This is a genomic window from Limnomicrobium aquaticum, assembly GCF_040545545.1.
GTDB classification, from domain to species: domain Bacteria; phylum Pseudomonadota; class Alphaproteobacteria; order Rhizobiales; family Rhizobiaceae; genus Ensifer_A; species Ensifer_A aquaticum.
In genome coordinates this window covers 1372154-1388445 of the sequence record NZ_JBEPMB010000001.1, presented here as the reverse complement: position 1 = coordinate 1388445, position 16292 = coordinate 1372154, and the positions used below count along the sequence as shown (strand labels likewise).

The window sequence follows — 16292 nt, the reverse complement described above, 5'->3', positions numbered from 1 at the left end:
TCGACATAAGCGTAAACATAGTTATAATAGACGGTCATTATTGTATCAATATATGGCTGGTTTTTAGGTTATGGTAAACGAATTGCCTGTTGTAAATCGACAACATCACCTTTCAGACTTCTTTTTGACACAACAATTTCACAATCTGGCTCTTGGAATTCCTCATTCTCATATCAATTTGAGACTCAACCGGAGAGGGATCAAACCGGATTTTCGGACTGCCCAAATGAATGATCACGGGCAGGCCGTAGTGAAAAGGAGAATGTTATGCGTAAAATGATCATCGCTCTTGTGGCTTCGGCTGCTTCCATCGCTTCGGTATCGGCTGCTTATGCTGCTGACGCCATCGACTCGGTACCGCAGGCTCCGTCTGCTCCGGTATCGGCTCCGGCCGTTGGCAACTGGGCTGGTGGTTACGTTGGTGCAACCGGTTCGTGGAACTGGGGTCAGATCAAGAACTCTGGCTACGCCAACGCTTTCGGTCTCGGCGGCTATGCTGGCTATAACTTCCAGGACGGCCAGCTGGTATACGGCGTTGAAGGCAACGTGGATTACAACGGCGCACAGCGCACGACTGCCGGCATCAAGACTGAAACGGGCGTCAACGGTGCACTCCGCGCACGTCTCGGCGTCGACATGAACCCCTTCATGCTCTACGGCGCAGCCGGTGTAGCTGCAGGCAGCGTCAAGGTATCTGACGCGGCTGGCAACAACGACACCCGTGGCGTCATCGGCTGGACCGCCGGCGTCGGCGCAGAAACGAAGGTTACGGACAACGTAACGGCTCGCGTCGAATACGACTTCACGTCCTTCGGCAACCGCACCTACGTTCTCGGCGGCACCAACGTTTCGCGTGGCTACGACCAGAACGCTGTCAAGGTCGGTATCGGCTACAAGTTCTGATCCGCTTACCAAAGCGTATCAAAGGAAAGGCCCGGCTCGCGCCGGGCCTTTTTCGTTTGTGCAGATGATTGCGGCGTTTCGTTTGCTGCGGAGAGGAAAGGTCAGCCCTTTGGCTTGAAATCCGCATAGGCCGGAAACTGCGCCTCGAATTCGACAATGAAGGCGCTGTGCGATGGCCAGAGCGTTTCCCACTGTCCGGCGAAACGCAGGTCGAGATAGCCTGCAAGGGCAGCAAGAGCGATATGGCCCCCGGTCAATCCGTGCTGGAACGACACGGGATTGGCCTCAAGCCAGCCAAGCCCCCGCGTGACCTTCGACCATTGCTTGTCGAGCCAGGCCTGGTGGATTTTTTCTTCCGGCCGGTAGCGGCGTTCATAGACATGTGCGATCAGGCAATCTGTGATGCCATCTGCGAGCGCCTCCAGAACCTCGGCCTGCGTGCGCGCCTCCCGGTCGTTCGGGTAGAGCTTCCCGCCGCTCGCACGATCAAGAAACTGCATGATGGCTCTGCTGTCGAAAACGGATGAACCATCCTCCCTGAGCAGAACCGGAATTTTCCCCAGTGGATTGTTCTCGACCAGCAAGGCAGGCTGGTCATCCGTCTTGACCAGTTCGCTCTCGATGGGCAGGCCCGTGTAATGCGCGGCCATACGGACCTTGGCGGAATAGGGAGAGGCGGGGGAATAGAGAATTTTCATCAGCGCACCGGGGGAATGTTGATCGATTTCAGGGGGCAGGCGTCCGCATCGACTTCCGTGCAGTCACGGAACTGCAGATCCTTGGTCATGCAGATGCGAATTTCTTCCAGCATCTTGGACGAGCAGGAGACGGCAATGCCTTTCGGACTCATGCCGGGATTGGCGGCAAGAAAGGCCTTTTCGATATCGCCGGGATTGGCGCTCTTGCCCTGGTCGAGCTTGGCAAGCGCCGGCGGGATCGTGACCTTGTTGAAGGCATTGCGAACTGTCTGGAGATAATCAGCTTGCTTCAGCCCGGAGCAGGTGCCGTGCTTGCGCCATTCATGGCCGATGAGGCCCATGGACGGGATGATGTCGAGATAACGCCGGCCGACATTATCAGGCACGCGATCCGATTCGCGAGTCGGGCAGAATTCCGGATAGCCGCTTTCATTCTGCGGCCAAAGCCCGTGTACGATGAAGCCGAAATCCTTGGACGGATCGCATTGCATGGTCTTCTGACCCTGCGGATGCGTGGCACACCATGAAGGCGACCAGGACAGAGACAGGACGTAGAAATCGAAGTCCTGTTTCGGTCGTTCCTGGGCAATGGCGGACGGGCCCGGCGCCATGGCGGCCAGGGAGAGCAGGGTGGCGAGCGCGGCTGAAATGGTCTTCCGCATGGTCATTACCTTACCGAACGGCACTGGCGGCCATCAACATACCAGGGGTCGAGGCCCGAGATGCAGAATCGGACACGCTCGCCGAGGCCCGCATAGCCCATGCCGCTCTCGATCATGTACCAGAGATCGCGCCGCCGCCCGTCGTTCATCTCGACCTTGGCGTGGCAATAGACGCGTTCGATCGGATGGGTCTCGTCCCGATAATCGATACGCGTATTCGAAACCCGGTCGATACCGACAATATCGAGATTGGCCTGAAGATAACGGCTCGCCTTGTAGTCGAAGCGTTGGTCGATGAAGGAGAGGACGCTGCCGTCGGAGCAATCGGTCGTTCCGGCATAGGCCGTGCCGCCGGAAAGCAACACGGCGCCAAGCGCAAGCGTTGCAAAGGCCGTCGAAAGTCTCGTCATAGGCTTTCCCCCCCAGAGGATATGAAACATTGGAAGGGGAGAATGGGGAGTTTGAGGAAAGTTTGCAAGTGACGATCCCGCGACACAGTCGGGCGGGATCGGACAGCAAAAGATCGACGGTGCTACTCCTCGCCCCGCAACCAAATATTGCGCGTGGAGGCGAAGCGATCCTGTGCCAGAAACTGTTTCAGCACCGGCAAAATCGTCTTCAGCTCGTCGTGCAGCGTATAGGGCGGATTGACGATGATGAGGCCCGAGCCGCTCAGGCCCGTCGTTTCCCGGTCGCTGCGGACGGAAAGTTCGGCGCAGAGCATCTTCGGGATTTCAGTTTCCTTCAGCGCCTCATGGAACTCCTTGATCGGCGCGCCCTTCTTCAGCGGATACCACAGGCAATAGGTGCCGCCCGGAAACCGCCGATAGGCCTTAACCAACCCATCCACCAGTCGTTCATATTCGCCTTCGATCTCGAAGGGCGGATCGATCAGCACGATCCCGCGCTTCTCCTTCGGCGGCATATGCGCGCCGAGCGAAAGCCAGCCGTCCAGTTCGGTGACGCGGACGTGATAATCGCCCTCGAAAAGCGCGCGCAGCGTTTCGCAGTCTTCGGGATGCAGCTCCATCGCCGACAGCCGGTCCTGCTCGCGCATCAGCATGCGGGTCAGTTTTGGCGAGCCGGGATAAAGCCTTACGCCGCCTTCCGGATTCAACGCGCGAACGGCATCGAGATAGGGTGCGAGCAGGGGAGCCACATCGGCCGGCAGTTCAGCGGATATCAGCCGTCCGATCCCGTCCAGCCATTCGCCGGTCTTCTGCGCTTCCGTCGAGGAAAGTTCATAGAGGCCAATGCCGGCATGCGTGTCGATGACGCGGAAAGCCTTGTCCTTCTGCTGCAGGTAGACGATCAATCGCGCCAATACGGCATGCTTCAGGACATCGGCGAAATTGCCCGCGTGATAGATGTGCCGGTAATTCATTCCGCGCCCCGATCGGTCTCATGAAATCATGTCATGGCCGGCTTTTTCGTCTTCCGGCGCATTTTCGCTTCGCATATACCTGTGAGCCATGAACATTGCGACCCCCGATCTGACCCGCCCGCGCAAAGGCTTCTCGGCCTGCCCGCACGACTGTCCCTCTACATGCGCGCTGGAAGTTGACATCGGCGCGGATGGCCGCATCGGCCGCGTCCATGGCGCCAAGGCCAATGATTACACTGATGGCGTCATCTGCGCCAAGGTCGCCCGCTATGCCGAACGGCTCTATCACCCCGACCGGCTGCTCAAGCCGATGAAGCGCAAAGGCGCCAAGGGAGCCGGAAGCTGGTCGGATATCTCGTGGGATGATGCGCTCGACGAGATCGCGGAAGCCTTCGTCAAGGCGGAAGCGGCCCATGGCGCGGAGGCTGTGTGGCCCTATTTCTACGCCGGCACGATGGGGCTCGTGCAGCGCGATTCCATCGAACGCCTGCGCCACGCCAAGCGCTATTCCGGCTTCTTCGGCACGATCTGCGTCAACCCGGCCTGGACCGGCGTCATGATGGGTCTCGGACGGCTGACCGGCGTCGATCCGCGCGAAATGGCGAAGTCCGATTGCATCGTCATCTGGGGCACGAATGCCGTCTCGACGCAGGTCAACGTCATGACCCATGCGATCAAGGCCCGCAAGGAGCGCGGCGCCAAGATCGTGGCCATCGACGTCTATGACACGCCGACGATGAAACAGGCCGACGTCAAGCTGATCCTGAAACCCGGCACGGATGCCGCACTCGCTTGCGCCGCCATGCATGTTGCTTTCCGTGACGGTTATGCCGACCGTGCTTATCTCGCGAAATACACCGATGATCCGGCCGGCCTTGAGATGCATCTGGCCACCCGGACGCCGGAATGGGCAGCGGCAATCACCGGCCTGACGGTCGACGACATCGAGGACTTCGCGCGCCTCGTGGGCACGACGACGCGGACGTTCTTCCGCCTTGGCTATGGCTTCACCCGGAGCCGCAACGGCACCGTCTCGATGCACGCGGCCCTCTCGCTGCCCACCGTGTTGGGCAGCTGGCAGCATGAGGGCGGCGGCGCATTCCATACGAATTCCGATATTTTCGGCATGACGACCGGGCTGATCAAGGGCGCCGGCTATGCCGATCCGTCGGTGCGCTCGCTCGACCAGTCGCAGATCGGCCGCGTTCTGACGGGGGATCCGGAAGCCTTGCGCAACGGCCCGCCGGTGACGGCGATGCTGATCCAGAACACCAATCCGGTGAATATCGCTCCCGAACAGCGCCTCGTCCGCAAGGGATTTGCCCGCCAAGACCTCTTTGTCGCGGTTCACGAGCAGTTCCTGACCGAAACGGCCGAGATGGCCGATATCGTGCTGCCCGCGACCATGTTCGTCGAGCATGACGACATCTATCGCGGCGGCGGCCAGAGCCATATTCTGCTCGGGCCGAAACTGGTGGAGCCGCCGGAGACGGTGCGCACCAATCTCTTCGTCATTGAGGAACTCGCCAAACGCCTCGGCGTCGCCTACAAGGCGGGCTTCGGCATGAGCGAGCGCGATCTGATCGCAACGGTGCTCCGCCCCGGTGAGCTGGAACAGCTGGACGGTGAGAAGTGGATCGACCGCAAGATCCCCTTCGAGGAGGCGCATTTCCTTAACGGCTTCGGTCATGCCGACGGCAAGTTTCATTTCCGCCCCGACTGGACAGGGCAGAAGGCAAGCACCCGTCCGCCGGAGACTGTCGGCATTCTCGGGCCCGCCGCGCGACTTCCGGAGTTCCCCGACTACTGCGCCGTGATCGAGGAGACTGACGAGGCGCATCCATTCCGTCTGGTGACCTCGCCGGCGCGCAACTTCCTCAACTCCTCCTTCGCCGAGACGAAGACGTCACGGGAAAAGGAGGGCAGGCCGGAGGTTATGATTAATCCGCAGGATGCCGACCGTCTTGGTGTTGCGAGCGGCGATATCGTCCGTCTCGGCAACACACGCGGCGATCTGCGTCTTCACGCCCGTGTCACGGCGGAAGCCCGGATTGGCGTGCTGATTGCCGAGGGCCTTTGGCCCAACAAGGCGCATCTGGACGGCGAGGGGGTCAATGTGTTGACGGGGGCCGACTGCGTAGCACCCTATGGCGGTGCTGGCCTGCATGACAACAAGGTATGGCTGGTCAAGGCATGACATTTTTCCAGAAGGCCGGCGCGAAAATCGTCGAGAAGATCCATGCCTATAAGGGCTGGAACGACCTATACCGTCTCGTCATCGACTACACGGGTTCCAACGGGAAAACGGTTCGGGTAACCCGTGAGGTCGCCGATCACGGCAACGCTGCGTCGATCCTGCTTTACGATCCCGTGCGCGATCGCGTGGTTCTCGTCCGGCAGTTTCGCACGGCGACCTTCTACCTCGGCCGCGAGGCCTTCCTGCTGGAGGCGGCCGCCGGTCTGCTCGATGGCGATGATCCGGAAGAGGGCGTGCGCCGCGAGGCATTGGAGGAAACCGGCTATCGCGTCGGAAAGGTTTTCCCGCTGTTCCCGATGTTCGGCTCTCCCGGCATGCTGGCCGAAGAAGTTCACCTCTTTGCCGGCCTTGTCGATACGTCTGTCCGGGAAACCGCAGGCGGTGGACTGGCGGATGAGCATGAAGATATCGAAGTGGTCGAGATGCCGCTCGACGAGGCTTTCGGCCTCATCGGTGAGGGAAAGATACCCGATGCCAAGACGGTCATTCTGCTGCAATGGGCCGTGATGAACAGGGCCTTGCTGCAGGCGGGCTGATCAGTGCCGGCCCATCCGGCCGACGGCCAGCCTCGACACGACGCGCTCTACGCCATCGACGGATTGCGCCACTTCCCGCGCCTTGTCGATTTGCCGTTGGTCCGGCGCCGAGCCGCTCAAGTGAATAACGCCGCTCTGGGCAGCGACCGAAATATCGAGCGAATGCACATCCGGGGTGGTCGCAAGCGCGCCGGCAACCTTGGTCTCCAGCAGTGCATCCTTCGTCTTCTGGATATGCGTGTGTTCCGGCAGACCGCCGTGGGTAATCGGAGGTTCGTGTGACATGGCCGTCTCCTTCCGTTTTCGAACGGAACGTGAAGGGGAGACGATTGTTCCGGAGTTTTCCGCAGGGGATCAGCCGAGCGACAGGACGCTTTGGGAACTGTCGGTCGTTGGCGCTTCGCCTGCGGCAACGGCCCGGAGCACATCGCGATAGATGCGATGCTCCTGCCTCAACACCCGCGCCGCCAACGAGTCCGCGGTGTCGCCGGAAAGTACAGGCACGACCGCCTGCGCCAGGATCGGCCCTTCATCCATGCCTTCGGTGACCAGATGTACGGTGCAGCCCGCCACCTTCATCCCCGCCTCGATCGCGCGCTGATGCGTGTGGAGCCCGGCAAAGAGTGGCAGCAGGGAAGGGTGGATGTTGAGAATGCGTCCCTCATAGGGACGAATGAACTCCGCTGAGAGCAGGCGCATATAGCCGGCGAGACAGATGATGTCCGGCGCGATCTCGGCGAGCTTCGCGAGGATCGCCGCCTCATGCGCGGTCTTGTTCTCATAGTCTCGGCGCTGGAAAGCGTGGGTCGCAATCCCCATGGCGGCAGCCTTGGCAAGCCCACCGGCATCAGCCTTGTCGGAAATCACGGCCACGATCTCGGCCGGAAAGTCAGTCGCGTGCGATGCTTCCGCCAGCGCAACCATATTCGACCCGCTGCCGGAGATGAAGACGACAACGCGCTTGCGCGGACCCGTCATAGCGCCCTCATAGAGTAAGCGAGCCCTTGTAGACCGTGCCATGCGCGCCCTCCGCGCGGGCAACCATAAGGCCGAGGCGGAACACGGTTTCGCCTTCGGCCTCCAGTACTGCGGCAACCTGATCAGCCTTCTCCGGTGAGACGACGGCAATCATGCCGACGCCGCAGTTGAAGGTGCGCAGCATTTCGTTCGGCGCAACGCCGCCAGTCTTGGCGAGCCATGAGAACACCGCCGGCGCCTTTACCGCATCCAGATCGATCTCGGCTGCCAGATGCTTCGGCAGCACGCGCGGAATGTTTTCCGGGAAGCCGCCGCCGGTGATGTGGGCGAGCGCCTTGATAGCACCCGTCTCGCGGATCGCCTTGAGAAGCGGCTTCACATAGATGCGCGTCGGCGTCAGCAGCGCTTCGCCCAGCTTCTTCTCAGGCGCAAAGGGAGCCGGTGCGTCATAGGAGAGGCCCGAAATCTCGACGATCTTGCGCACCAGGGAGAAACCGTTGGAATGCACGCCCGAGGAGGAGAGGCCGAGAATGACATCGCCTTCGGAGACTTCCTCCGACGGCAGCAGCTGGCCGCGTTCGGCAGCACCCACTGCAAAGCCGGCAAGGTCGTAGTCACCCTTGGAATACATGCCCGGCATTTCCGCCGTCTCGCCGCCAATCAGCGCACAGCCGGACATAACACAGCCCTCTGCAATGCCCTTGACGATGGCAGCACCCTGATCGGGATCGAGCTTGCCGGTCGCGAAATAGTCGAGGAAGAAGAGCGGCTCGGCGCCCTGCACGACGAGGTCGTTGACGCACATGGCCACGAGGTCGATGCCGACCGTGTCATGGAAGTCCGCATCGATGGCGATCTTGAGCTTGGTGCCGACGCCATCGTTGGCAGCGACGAGAACCGGATCCTTGAAGCCGGCGGCCTTGAGGTCGAAAAGGCCGCCGAAGCCGCCGATCTCCCCATCTGCACCCGGCCGGCGTGTCGAGCGCACCGCAGGCTTGATCTTCTCGACCATGAGGTTGCCGGCATCGATATCGACGCCCGCATCGCTATAGGTCAGTCCGTTGCGTCCATCCGCGCTCATGAGCGATCTCCGCTGCGATTTCCGGTATGCGCCCGCCATTCGCATGACATCCCCCGATATGCAAGACGGAACGCGGGAAGTGGGCCGATTTTCACCAGATAACGCCCTCTCGTCCCGGGAATCCACGGTTCGGGACATGAAGGGGCGAGCGAAGCCGCCGATGTGCCGGCCCCGCTCTTGACCTTGGCTTCGGGTGCGTCCTATCTCGTCGTGTGGATGCGGCACATGGCCGGATCGAATTAATCACCATGGACGGATGTGATGACCGAGAGACTGAGCTCGAACGGCCTCAAACGCCAGCTTGCCTTCTGGCTTGTCGGGCTCGTATTTCTGATCATCTTTCTGATGGTGTTCAGTTCGATCCTGCTCCCCTTCGTGGCCGGAATGGCGCTCGCCTATTTCCTGGATCCGGTTGCCGACTGGTTCGAGCGCCGGGGGCTTTCGCGTCTGATGGCGACGGTGGTCATTCTGGTCCTCTTCGTGGTGTTGTTCGCGATCTCGATGATCATCCTCATCCCGATCCTCGCAGGCCAGGCCAGCCAGTTCCTGAAAGACCTGCCGGGTTATATCACGTCCCTGCAACAGCTGATCACCAAGGCGCGGCCGGACATGCTGCCCTCATGGGCGCGCGACCAGGTCGGCGCGCTGAAGGACAATTTTTCCTCCATCCTGGGTGAGGGGACCAAGTTCCTCGCCACGCTCTTTGAGCAGATCTGGAATTCCGGCAAGGCTATCGTCGATGTCGTCTCGCTGCTGGTCGTGACCCCCGTGGTGGCCTTCTATCTGTTGCTGGACTGGGACCGGATGGTCGCCTGGATCGACAATCTCGTCCCTCGCGATCACGTCATGACGGTGCGCGCCCTGGCGAGCGAGATGGATCAGACAATTGCCGGTTTCGTGCGCGGGCAGGGCACGCTCTGCCTCGTGCTCGGCCTCTACTATGGGACCGGCCTTGCGCTGACCGGCCTCAATTTCGGACTGCTGATCGGCCTCTTCTCCGGCGCGATCAGCTTCATTCCCTACATCGGCTCGACCGTGGGGCTGGTGCTCGCCGTTGGTCTCGCGATTGTTCAGTTCTGGCCGGACTATCTGTGGATCGGTCTCGTGGCCATGGTGTTCCTGTCCGGTCAATTCCTCGAAGGCAACATTCTGCAGCCCCGTCTTGTCGGTCATCGCGTCGGCCTGCATCCGGTCTGGCTCATGTTCGCCCTCTTCGCCTTCGGCATGCTGTTCGGCTTCGTCGGCCTCCTCGTCGCCGTGCCGGTCTCTGCCGCGATCGGTGTTCTGGTCCGGTTCGCCATTTCGCGTTATCTCAAAAGCGATCTCTATTATGGAGGCCAACACCAGCTGCGCGACCTGCATCACGCAGCGCAGATCAGCAAGGACAAGACGGTCGAGTGAGCTCGGTTGTCGGAGGTAAAGAGTGTCATGGCGCGTAATGCCGGCGATCATCAGCTCCCGCTCGAATTTCCGGTCGAGGAACAGACCTCGCGCGACGACCTGCGCGTGGCACCTCCGCTGAAGGCGGCCGTACGCATCGTCGATGGATGGCCGAACTGGCCCTCGCCGGTCGTGATTCTCGTCGGCCCGGTCGGCAGCGGCAAATCTCATCTCGCCAGCATCTGGCGGGAAAACGCCGGGGCCGTCAGCATCGATCCGGTCGCAGGCTCGGATGCGGCCGTGCAGGCGGCTGCACATCCCGTCCTGTTGGAAGACGCCGACCGCCGGAACTTCGACGACACCGAACTCTTCCACGTCATCAATTCCGTCCGTGAAAACGGCACGTCGCTGCTGATCACGGCCCGTACCTTGCCGTCCGTCTGGGACGTCAAGCTTCCCGATCTCAGGTCTCGCCTCAAGGCGGCAACGGTCGTCGAAATCGGTGAGCCGGACGAGGAGCTTCTGGCCGAAGTGCTGATCAAGCTCTTTTCCGATCGCCAACTGGCCGTCGAGGACAAGCTGATTACCTATATCGCCGCACGGATGGAGCGTTCCACCGAAGCCGCAAGACGCATTGTCGACACGCTCGACCGGCTGGCCCTGTCGCGACAGATGAAAATCAACCGTGCCATGGTCGCCGAAGTGCTGGCCGGCTTTGAGGAGGACGATGACAGGGATTCCGATTGACTGTCACGAATCCGTCGTCAAACTGTAATACGGCCGCTGGACAGTGGCTTTGAAATGCGAGGATTTCTGACCCCATGGACAATTCGGCGCCTGCAGCGAATATAAACGAACCGCATGAGGAAGAGGTCGCCGCCTCTCCGGGTGAGGAGTGGTTCGAAAAGCCGGAGCGCTTCGTCAACCGCGAGTTCTCATGGCTGCAGTTCAATCGCCGCGTTTTGGAAGAGACCCTGAACAATGCGCATCCGCTGCTGGAGCGCGTCCGCTTTCTTTCGATTTCGGCCACCAACCTTGACGAATTCTTCATGGTGCGCGTCGCCGGCCTCGAGGGCCAGGTCCGCCAGAACATCGCCATGCGCACGCCGGACGGCAAGACGCCGTCCGAACAGCTCGACGCCATCCTGCACGAGATCGACAATCTGCAGATGGAGCAGCAGGCGGCTCTCGCCGTCCTTCAGCAGAACCTCGCCCGCGAGGACATTCTCATCGTCCGCCCCTCGGCACTGGGGCCTGACGATATCGCCTGGCTGGGCGAAGAGTTCTACCAGTCGATCTTCCCGGTTCTGACACCGCTCTCGATCGACCCCGCGCATCCGTTCCCGTTCATTCCGAACCTCGGCTTCTCGATCGGCCTTCAGCTCGAAAGCAAGACCGGCCGCGAGCCGATGACGGCTTTGCTCAGGCTCCCCGTCGCGCTGCCGCGCTTCATCCGCCTGCCTGATGCCGGCAACACCATCCGCTACATCACGCTGGAAGATGTGGTGAGCCTGCACACCGGCAAGCTCTTCCCCGGCTATGAGGTGCGCGGCTACGGCACGTTCCGCATCATCCGCGACAGCGATATCGAAGTCGAGGAAGAGGCGGAAGACCTCGTGCGCTTCTTCGAAACAGCTCTGAAGCGTCGCCGCCGCGGTTCGGTGATCCGCATCGAGACGGATTCCGAAATGCCGGACAGCCTGCGCAAGTTCGTCGTGCAGGAACTCAATGTTCCCGACAATCGCGTCGCCGTTCTGCCGGGCTTGCTGGCGCTCAACACGATGTCGGAAATCTGCAAGACCCCGCGCGAGGATCTGCTGTTCGACCCCTATAACCCGCGCTTCCCCGAGCGCGTTCGCGATCATGGTGGCGACTGCCTTGCTGCCATCCGCGAGAAGGACATGATCGTCCATCACCCCTACGAAAGCTTCGACGTCGTCGTGCAGTTCCTGCTGCAGGCGGCCCGCGATCCCGACGTGCTGGCGATCAAGCAGACGCTCTACCGCACCTCCAATGACAGCCCGATCGTGCGCGCGCTGATCGATGCCGCCGAGGCCGGCAAGTCGGTGACGGCGCTGGTCGAATTGAAGGCGCGCTTCGACGAGGAGGCCAATATCCGCTGGGCACGCGACCTTGAACGCGCCGGCGTGCAGGTCGTCTTCGGCTTCATCGAATTGAAGACCCATGCCAAGATGTCGATGGTCGTGCGCCGCGAGGAGGGGAGGCTCCGCACCTACTGCCACCTCGGCACCGGCAACTATCACCCGGTCACGGCCAAGATCTATACAGACCTGTCCTTCTTCACCTGCAACCCGGTGATCGGGCACGATATGGCCAACATCTTCAACTTCATCACCGGCTATGGTGAGCCGGAAGAGGGGATGAAGATCGCCATGTCGCCGACGACGCTGCGCCCGCGCGTGCTGCAGCTGATCGCCGAAGAGACCGAACACGCCAAGGCCGGACGCCCGGCCGCGATCTGGATGAAGATGAACTCGCTGGTCGATCCGGAGATCATCGATGCGCTCTACCGTGCGAGCCAGGCCGGCGTGCCGGTCGAGCTTGTCATCCGCGGCATCTGCTGCCTGCGCCCGCAGGTGCCGGGCCTGTCGGACAATATCCGCGTCAAGTCGATCGTCGGCCGCTTCCTCGAACACAGCCGCATCTTCTGCTTCGGCAACGGTCACGGCCTGCCGTCTGACAAGGCGCGCGTCTATATCGGCTCGGCCGACATGATGCCGCGCAACCTCGACCGTCGCGTGGAAACCCTTGTTCCGCTTCACAATAAGACTGTGCATGAACAGGTTCTTTCCCAGATCATGCTGGCGAACCTCATGGACAACCAGCAGAGCTACGAGATACTGGAAGACGGAACCTCGAGGCGTGTTGATGTCGGGGAAGGCGAAGAGCCTTTCAATGCGCAACAATACTTCATGACCAACCCAAGCCTTTCGGGGCGCGGCGAGGCGCTGACCACGGGGGCTCCGAAACTGTTTGCCGGCTGGAAGCCGGTGCGAAAATGAACCTGGGACAGAATGGTAGAACCTGACGCACAGGGGCGGTTGCCCGGCATCGCCCCGGTCTCCGTCGTGGATATCGGCTCGAACTCGATCCGTATCGTCGTCTATGAGGGAATGAACCGATCGCCCGCTGTGCTCTTCAATGAGAAGATGCTGTGCGGGCTGGGGCGCGGCGTGGCCTCGACCGGCCGCATGGAGCCGGAAAGCATTGCCAAGGCGCTTAAAGCCCTGACGCGCTTCAAGGCGCTGTCCGATCAGGCGCGCGCCCGCAAGATGTATGTGCTGGCCACCGCTGCCGCGCGCGAGGCTTCAAACGGCTCGAAATTCATCCACGAGGCGGAAGCCATTCTCGGATGTGAAATCCGCGTGCTGACAGGCCCGGAAGAGGCGATGTTCTCCGCACTTGGCGTCATCAGCGGTTTCCACAATCCGGACGGCATCGTCGGCGATCTCGGCGGCGGCTCGCTGGAGCTGATCAACGTTCACGGCGGCAGCTACGATTCCGGCATCACGCTGCCGCTCGGCGGTCTGCGGCTTGCCGATCTCTCCGGTAATTCCATCGAGAAGGCCACGGCGCTGGCCCGCAAGATGCTGAAGGACGAGACCTGGCTGTCTGTCGGCGAGGGCCGAGCCTTCTATGCCGTCGGCGGCACATGGCGTGCGCTGGCCAAGCTCCACATGGAGCTGACGAATTATCCGCTGCACATGATGCACGGTTACGAGATCACGGTTGCCGAAGCCATGGATCTTCTGGCCCATATTGCCGAGACGCGCGACGTCAAGGAACTGGCCTGGCAGACGATCTCCAAGAACCGCCGCATGCTCCTGCCTTACGGCGCGGTTGCCATGGCGGAAACGCTGAAGATCATGAAACCGTCCAAGGTCATCTTCTCGGTGCTCGGCGTGCGCGAAGGCTTCCTCTATTCGATGCTCGACGAGGAAGAGCGCGCCAAGGACCCGCTTTTGGCGGCGACCGAGGAACTGGCGCTCCTCAATGCCCGCTCGCCCGAACATGCCCGTGAACTCGTCGCCTGGACCGACAAGGTCATGCCCGCCTTCGGCATCGAGGAGACGGAAGAGGAGGCCCGCTATCGGCAGGCTGCCTGCTTCCTCGCCGATGTCAGCTGGCGCTCGCATCCCGATTATCGCGGCATCCATTCGCTGAACGTGATCGCGCAAAGCTCGCTGGCCGGCGTCACCCATCCCGGCCGCGCCTATATCGCGCTTGCCAATTACTATCGCTACGAGGGCCTGCGCGACGACGGCTCCACGGCAGCGTTGCTGAGCATCGCCACGCCGCGCCTGCGCGAACTCGCCAAGCTGCTCGGCGGCTTGCTGCGCGTGGTCTATCCGTTCTCGGCGGCCATGCCCGGCGTCGTCAACGACCTGCGGTTTGAGAAGCCGGTCAACAATCCCGATCTCGATCTGGAACTGGTCGTGCCGGAACGCCTGCGCAATTTCAGCGGCGAGCGGGTCGATGGACGCTTACAGCAGTTAGGGAAGCTCACCGGCAAACGGTTGGGCTTCCGGATACAGTGAAATCAAGAAAAAGAATCGCCCGTCAAGGACTTGGCGGGCGATCCTGAATCGCTTTCGGAAGACGAATGGCCGCCCTCGCACCACTGCCTGACATGATCGCGGATTGCGGCAAATGCGCCGGGCTGTGCTGCGCGGCCTTTGCCTTCGAGAAATCCGATATGTTCGCCATCGACAAGCCGGTGGATGAGGGCTGCCCGAGCCTGAAGCCCGACTTCTCCTGCCGCATCCATGCCGAGCGGATCCAGCTTGGCTTCAGGGGCTGCACGCTGTTCGACTGTCATGGGGCAGGCCAGCGGGTCACGCAGGAGATTTTCGGCGGGCGCACATGGCGGGACGATCCAGCGATTGCCGCACCGATGTTCGAACTCTTCCGGAAGATGCTGAAGATCCACGACTATCTGCGGCTGATCATCGTTCTGGAGGCCCTCCCGCTGACCGAAGAGGAGGCAAGCTCCGTTGCCGCCTTCCGTGCCGAGCTTGTGCCGGAAAAGGGCTGGGACCGCCACTCCCTCGAGGCCTTCGAGGAAATGCGCGTGGTCACGGAATTCGAGCGCTTCGCTGCCAATCTCAAGGCAAGCCCGGCCGCGAAGGCCTTGCAGGCCCGCTTCTCAGGCCTCTGAGGACTCCGAGGCCTCTGGCTCGACGGCAGGCGCTTCCAGTTCGACGGCCTCGATCTTCCGGTTTACAAACTTGATGACAAGCTGGCCGTCGATGAGCTTCAGTGCGCGATCGCCGAAAAGCTCTTTCCGCCAGCCATGCATGGCCGCAACATCGGCCTTCTCGCCTTCGGAGGCGATCTTTTCCAGGTCGTCCGTGTTGGCGATGATCTTCGCGGCCACGCCCTCGCGCTCTGCGGTCAGCTTCAGCAGAACCTTGAGCAATTCCACGGCCGACTGCGTGCCCTCGTTGGGCTGGTAGGGCTTGGCGATCTTCGGCAGCTCTTCCTTCGGAATTGCCAGCGCCTCGTTGACGGCCGCGATGATCGCCGCTCCCGACGCGGAACGCTCCCACCCGCGCGGAACAGTGCGCAGCTTGCCCAGCGCCTCAGCGTCGCGCGGCTGCTGCTGTGCGATCTCGTAAATGGCGTCGTCTTTCAGGATGCGCCCGCGCGGCACGTCGCGATTGCGCGCCTCGCGCTCGCGCCAGGCGGTCACCTTCATCAACACGGCCAACTCGCTCGGCTTGCGCACGCGCATCTTCATGCGCGTCCAGGCATCGTCGGGATGTAGATCGTAGGTCTCCGGCGTTTCCAGAACCGCCATCTCGTCTTCCAGCCAGTGGGCGCGACCCTCGCGCTCCAGCTCGGCCTTCAGAGAAGCATAGATATCGCGCAGATGCGTGACGTCTGCCAGCGCATAGTCGAGCTGCTTCTGGCTGAGCGGGCGATGGCTCCAGTCGGTAAAGCGCGACGACTTGTCGATCTGCTTGCCGGTGATCTTCTGAACCAACTGGTCATAGGAGACCGAATCGCCAAAGCCGCAGACCATGGCCGCAACCTGCGTGTCGAACAGCGGATGCGGGATGATGCCGCCGAGATGGTGGATGATTTCGAGATCCTGCCGGGCCGCATGAAAGACCTTCACGACCGATGTATCAGACATGAGGTCGAAAAAGGGTTGAAGGTCGAGCCCCTTGGCGAGCGGATCGATCAAAGCCTCGTGGTCGGGGCTGGCGATCTGGATCAGGCAGAGTTGCGGCCAGAACGTGCTCTCACGCAGGAATTCAGTATCGACGGTAACGAAATCGCTCTTCGCAAAGATATCGCAGGCTGCTTTAAGTTCGGCGGTTGTTTCAATCATGAACTCAGTTTTATCGCTCAAGCAGGCCGTGGCAAGGGCGGATTATGCAAATGCA

16 protein-coding genes are annotated in these 16292 nt (G+C 61.4%); 8 read left to right on the top strand and 8 right to left on the bottom strand.

Annotation, left to right across the window (positions count from 1 at the left end; translation table 11 throughout):
- Positions 1–267 precede the first annotated feature (267 nt).
- Positions 268–903 carry an outer membrane protein gene (locus ABID16_RS06920; RefSeq protein WP_354555559.1) on the top strand — a complete coding sequence of 212 codons (636 nt, stop codon included), beginning with the start codon at positions 268–270 and terminating at the stop codon, positions 901–903.
- Between the two features lie 101 nt (positions 904–1004).
- Here ABID16_RS06920 and ABID16_RS06915 read toward each other — a convergent pair whose 3' ends face one another.
- The 4 genes from ABID16_RS06915 to ABID16_RS06900 all read right to left on the bottom strand — a co-directional run bounded on the left by ABID16_RS06915 (position 1005) and on the right by ABID16_RS06900 (position 3647).
- Positions 1005–1601 (bottom strand): glutathione S-transferase, encoded by a 597-nt coding sequence (locus ABID16_RS06915; RefSeq protein WP_354555558.1) that lies wholly within the window; start codon positions 1599–1601, stop codon positions 1005–1007.
- Positions 1601–2263 (bottom strand): ribonuclease T2 family protein, encoded by a 663-nt coding sequence (locus ABID16_RS06910; RefSeq protein WP_354555557.1) that lies wholly within the window; start codon positions 2261–2263, stop codon positions 1601–1603. Before ABID16_RS06910 ends, ABID16_RS06915 begins: the two co-directional genes overlap by 1 nt.
- Before the next feature lie 5 nt (positions 2264–2268).
- A complete protein-coding gene (locus ABID16_RS06905; RefSeq protein ID WP_354555556.1) occupies positions 2269–2673 on the bottom strand; it encodes a hypothetical protein in 405 nt (134 codons plus the stop codon).
- A gap of 122 nt (positions 2674–2795) precedes the next feature.
- A complete protein-coding gene (locus tag ABID16_RS06900) occupies positions 2796–3647 on the bottom strand; it encodes a 23S rRNA (adenine(2030)-N(6))-methyltransferase RlmJ (protein ID WP_354555555.1) in 852 nt (283 codons plus the stop codon).
- Between the two features lie 88 nt (positions 3648–3735).
- Here ABID16_RS06900 and ABID16_RS06895 point away from each other — a divergent pair, with 88 nt between their 5' ends.
- Entirely contained in the window at positions 3736–5844 is a 2109-nt protein-coding gene (locus ABID16_RS06895; RefSeq protein WP_354555554.1) for a molybdopterin-containing oxidoreductase family protein, read from the top strand.
- Entirely contained in the window at positions 5841–6440 is a 600-nt protein-coding gene (locus ABID16_RS06890) for an NUDIX domain-containing protein (RefSeq protein WP_354555553.1), read from the top strand. Before ABID16_RS06895 ends, ABID16_RS06890 begins: the two co-directional genes overlap by 4 nt.
- Here ABID16_RS06890 and ABID16_RS06885 read toward each other — a convergent pair whose 3' ends face one another.
- The 3 genes from ABID16_RS06885 to purM all read right to left on the bottom strand — a co-directional run bounded on the left by ABID16_RS06885 (position 6441) and on the right by purM (position 8499).
- Positions 6441–6725 carry a BON domain-containing protein gene (locus tag ABID16_RS06885; RefSeq protein ID WP_354555552.1) on the bottom strand — a complete coding sequence of 95 codons (285 nt, stop codon included), beginning with the start codon at positions 6723–6725 and terminating at the stop codon, positions 6441–6443.
- 69 nt (positions 6726–6794) lie between these two features.
- Positions 6795–7418 (bottom strand): phosphoribosylglycinamide formyltransferase, encoded by a 624-nt coding sequence (purN, locus tag ABID16_RS06880; protein ID WP_354555551.1) that lies wholly within the window; start codon positions 7416–7418, stop codon positions 6795–6797.
- A 7-nt stretch (positions 7419–7425) separates the two neighbouring features.
- Positions 7426–8499 carry a phosphoribosylformylglycinamidine cyclo-ligase gene (purM, locus tag ABID16_RS06875; protein WP_354555550.1) on the bottom strand — a complete coding sequence of 358 codons (1074 nt, stop codon included), beginning with the start codon at positions 8497–8499 and terminating at the stop codon, positions 7426–7428.
- A gap of 261 nt (positions 8500–8760) precedes the next feature.
- Between purM and ABID16_RS06870 the strand changes: the two genes are divergently transcribed.
- The 5 genes from ABID16_RS06870 to ABID16_RS06850 all read left to right on the top strand — a co-directional run bounded on the left by ABID16_RS06870 (position 8761) and on the right by ABID16_RS06850 (position 15058).
- Positions 8761–9900 carry an AI-2E family transporter gene (locus ABID16_RS06870; protein ID WP_354555549.1) on the top strand — a complete coding sequence of 380 codons (1140 nt, stop codon included), beginning with the start codon at positions 8761–8763 and terminating at the stop codon, positions 9898–9900.
- A gap of 6 nt (positions 9901–9906) precedes the next feature.
- A complete protein-coding gene (gene hdaA, locus ABID16_RS06865) occupies positions 9907–10626 on the top strand; it encodes a DnaA regulatory inactivator HdaA (RefSeq protein WP_435532367.1) in 720 nt (239 codons plus the stop codon).
- Positions 10627–10700: 74 nt separating this feature from the next.
- A complete protein-coding gene (locus tag ABID16_RS06860) occupies positions 10701–12902 on the top strand; it encodes an RNA degradosome polyphosphate kinase (protein ID WP_354555547.1) in 2202 nt (733 codons plus the stop codon).
- 12 nt (positions 12903–12914) lie between these two features.
- A complete protein-coding gene (ppx, locus tag ABID16_RS06855) occupies positions 12915–14438 on the top strand; it encodes an exopolyphosphatase (protein ID WP_354555546.1) in 1524 nt (507 codons plus the stop codon).
- A gap of 65 nt (positions 14439–14503) precedes the next feature.
- Positions 14504–15058 (top strand): hypothetical protein, encoded by a 555-nt coding sequence (locus ABID16_RS06850; protein WP_354555545.1) that lies wholly within the window; start codon positions 14504–14506, stop codon positions 15056–15058.
- Here the strand turns inward: ABID16_RS06850 and rnd are convergent.
- Complete coding sequence (gene rnd, locus ABID16_RS06845; protein WP_354555544.1) at positions 15047–16237, bottom strand: ribonuclease D; 1191 nt, start codon at positions 16235–16237, stop codon at positions 15047–15049. The genes ABID16_RS06850 and rnd overlap by 12 nt on opposite strands.
- Between the last annotated feature and the right edge of the window lie 55 nt (positions 16238–16292).

Coding starts and splice junctions, on each gene's coding strand:
- ppx (WP_354555546.1), top strand. CDS start 12,915: ATGGTAGAACCTGACGCACAGGGGCGGTTGCCCGGCATCGCCCCGGTC.
- ABID16_RS06900 (WP_354555555.1), bottom strand. CDS start 3,647: ATGAATTACCGGCACATCTATCACGCGGGCAATTTCGCCGATGTCCTG.
- ABID16_RS06885 (WP_354555552.1), bottom strand. CDS start 6,725: ATGTCACACGAACCTCCGATTACCCACGGCGGTCTGCCGGAACACACG.
- rnd (WP_354555544.1), bottom strand. CDS start 16,237: ATGATTGAAACAACCGCCGAACTTAAAGCAGCCTGCGATATCTTTGCG.
- ABID16_RS06920 (WP_354555559.1), top strand. CDS start 268: ATGCGTAAAATGATCATCGCTCTTGTGGCTTCGGCTGCTTCCATCGCT.
- ABID16_RS06890 (WP_354555553.1), top strand. CDS start 5,841: ATGACATTTTTCCAGAAGGCCGGCGCGAAAATCGTCGAGAAGATCCAT.
- ABID16_RS06915 (WP_354555558.1), bottom strand. CDS start 1,601: ATGAAAATTCTCTATTCCCCCGCCTCTCCCTATTCCGCCAAGGTCCGT.
- ABID16_RS06860 (WP_354555547.1), top strand. CDS start 10,701: ATGGACAATTCGGCGCCTGCAGCGAATATAAACGAACCGCATGAGGAA.
- ABID16_RS06905 (WP_354555556.1), bottom strand. CDS start 2,673: ATGACGAGACTTTCGACGGCCTTTGCAACGCTTGCGCTTGGCGCCGTG.
- ABID16_RS06895 (WP_354555554.1), top strand. CDS start 3,736: ATGAACATTGCGACCCCCGATCTGACCCGCCCGCGCAAAGGCTTCTCG.
- purM (WP_354555550.1), bottom strand. CDS start 8,499: ATGAGCGCGGATGGACGCAACGGACTGACCTATAGCGATGCGGGCGTC.
- purN (WP_354555551.1), bottom strand. CDS start 7,418: ATGACGGGTCCGCGCAAGCGCGTTGTCGTCTTCATCTCCGGCAGCGGG.
- ABID16_RS06910 (WP_354555557.1), bottom strand. CDS start 2,263: ATGCGGAAGACCATTTCAGCCGCGCTCGCCACCCTGCTCTCCCTGGCC.
- ABID16_RS06870 (WP_354555549.1), top strand. CDS start 8,761: ATGACCGAGAGACTGAGCTCGAACGGCCTCAAACGCCAGCTTGCCTTC.
- ABID16_RS06850 (WP_354555545.1), top strand. CDS start 14,504: ATGGCCGCCCTCGCACCACTGCCTGACATGATCGCGGATTGCGGCAAA.